Consider the following 2,728-nt stretch of genomic DNA (forward strand, 5'->3'; position numbering starts at 1 on the left):
CGCCCTGCCGTCGAGGAACGGGCCGAGCACGGCCAGCGAACGCAACAGGATGAACTCGCTGCGGTAGACGGCGATCGTCCCCGCCACCGGCTGCGGGAGGGCGGCTTCCCAGTCCACGCCGGTGATCAGACAACGCGCCTGAGCCAGACGGGTCGGCCGGTTGCGGAGATGCCGGTGCAGCCGTCCCATTCGCTGCAACACCAGGTCCACCGGCGCCAGATCGGTGACCAGAAGATCGAAGTCCACGTCGAGGGACTGCTCCGCGACCTGGCTGGCCACTACGACATGCCGGTACGGTCGTTGACCGCCGTCCGGGCCGAAACGCCGCAGCAGGTCGGCGTCGTTGGCCGCTCGGTCCGCCGCGAGGAAACGGGAGTGGGCCACGGTGACCGCCTCGTCCCCCAGCCGCGCCCGCAACACGGATGCGGTCTCCAGGACCCGGTCCACCGTGTTCCGTACAACCAACACGCAGCCGCCGTCGGAGAGTTCACGTTCCAGACGGTCCGCCAACGAGGCCAGGTCGTCGTCCGTGCGTTCCACGACGACGGTGGTTTTCCTTCCGGAGGCCGCCGGGGGACGCACGGTCAGTACCGGGTGGCCCGGCGAAGCTGCGGTGATCAACGGGTAAGCATCGGGAGCCGTTTCCACGCTGCTGCTGTCCGGGGAACCGGTGTACGCAGCCACCAGCGCACGCCTGCGGTCCGACGGCAGTGTCGCCGAGAGCACGACGACCGGTACCCGGTAAGCCGCCAGCCACTCCAGAACTCGGTCCAGATAGCGGCCCATGTAGGCGTCGTACGCGTGTGCTTCGTCGATCACCACCACCTTGCCCGCCACCGCCAGATGCCGCAGCACCAGATGACGGCTCTTCAGGCCGGCGAACAGCACCTGGTCGATGGTTCCCACCGCGAACGAGGCCAGCAACTGCTTCTTACGGCCCCGCAGCCACTGATGAGCGTGAAACCCGGCAGGCTTCGCGTGCCGGGACCGGGAGTCGAGTTCCTCCCTCTCCTGGTCGTTCGGGTCGACCGCGACGATCATCCGCCGTCCCTGGCGCAGAAGGCCCGCCCACACATCGTTGAGAGCAGCCTTCGCATGGGCGAGCACGACGGAATGCCCGGCCCTACCGATGTCCGGGAGGTTCTCCAGCCACTCGAGCAGACGGGGGAACATCGCGTCCCCCGTCGCCCGCGTCGGCAACGCCACCAGCACTCCGCCCGCCTCCGACCGCGCCGCCAGGATCTCCACCGCCGCGAGCGCTGCCTCCGTCTTCCCCTCACCCATCGGCGCCTCGATCACCAGCATTCCGGGTGCGGGCATCTCCCTGGCCATGCGGACGGCCTCTGCCTGAACCGGCCGAACGGCCATGCCTTTCAACCGGTCAAACCGCAGCCCGAACAACTCATCGGCCGGTTGACCGGGTTCCTCCGGCGCCCACGGCGGAAGAAGATCCAATCCCGTCCAGGCGGCAGCAAGCCGACGCCGCTCGCTCACCGGCCCCACCGGCGTCCACGTCTCAGGGTCGTAGGGAAACAGCTCAGGTGAACTCGCGATCCAGTCCGCGAGGATCACTACCGCCGTCAGCACCACCTGCGCGGGCTGCGACAGCCGTACCTCCCCCCACTCCGACACCTTGCCGGTCACGCCGGCCGCGACCGCACACGCGTCCATCAACTCGAACTGGGCTCGCCGCCACACCTCCTCACTTGGTCCGGGGTGCCGGATCAGATGAGGACGGAGCTGGAGGTCGTGGATCTGCTCATGATCGGGGAACGTTCCGTGGTGGCCTCCGACCACCACCGCGAACTGCCCCGACACCCGTCCGCGCAGGCCGAAACGCTCGGCCATCCACTCCTGGAGCAGCAACTGCCCAGCCAGACCGTGAGGCGCTATCCGGCGATCCAGCCCGAAATCCTTGGCGAGCGGCATTTCCAGCCCGGAGTCACGCATTGGACCGGCCAGAGAATCGACCTGGCAGGCGAAAGCGGGGGTGGACTTCCCCACGTCATGAACACTGGCCAGGAATCGGACGAGCCTATGGGCGTCGTCCTCTCCGCCCGGGAGCTCCTCCGTCACCAATTTCTTGATCGAACGGGGTAGCCATTCCGACCATAGACGACTGCTTACCGCCCCGGAGTCGGCCATGTGACGCCACAGGGGTAGCCAGCTGGCCGACTTGATGTCGGACTTCGCCCAAACCGTCCGGGTGACAGCGGACAAGTCCCCCCAGGGGAACTGGACGTCCGGAAAGTCTGTATCCGTAGCTGCTTCAGGCATGGCTTCCACTTCCTGCACGCCGGGGTGGAGGTCCCCCTCGGATGAGAAGGGGACCTCCGAGACGGGAAAGGGGCGACCGGTTCGACCGCAGCTGAACGGTCGCCCCAAGGGTGACTGGATTCAGGCGAGGTGCTGCTTCAACGTCTTCGACCTGAGCGACAGGATCACGATGACCACGACAGTCACCCAGACCCACGGCGCGTGCGGGGACGGGGTTGTGGGGCAGGCGGCGATTACGGCTGCACCTAGACCGGCTGTGACGGATAACGGGGCCGGGCTGGATGGTTCGGCTACTGCTTCGTTCGAGCTCATCAGTAAACTTCCCTTGTCTCGATTGCGATCAATCGGGCGGGTGAGGTTCCCCCGCTGCGCGAGAGATGTTGATCAGCTGGTCAGGAGGGGTTGACGGGTGTTCAGGTTCGTTGGTTCGGTCGTCGCCCGCTCGGCGTAG

Annotated in this window: 1 protein-coding gene; it reads right to left on the bottom strand. The window is 66.9% G+C overall.

The genetic code is table 11. The features are described from left to right. On the bottom strand, window positions 1-2,277 hold a 2,277-nt coding region (gene cas3, locus PV682_RS43940), incomplete at its 3' end, for a CRISPR-associated helicase Cas3' (protein ID WP_319738560.1). Window positions 2,278-2,728 lie beyond the last annotated feature (451 nt).

Source organism: Streptomyces niveiscabiei, assembly GCF_033794345.1.
Lineage (GTDB): Bacteria > Actinomycetota > Actinomycetes > Streptomycetales > Streptomycetaceae > Streptomyces > Streptomyces niveiscabiei.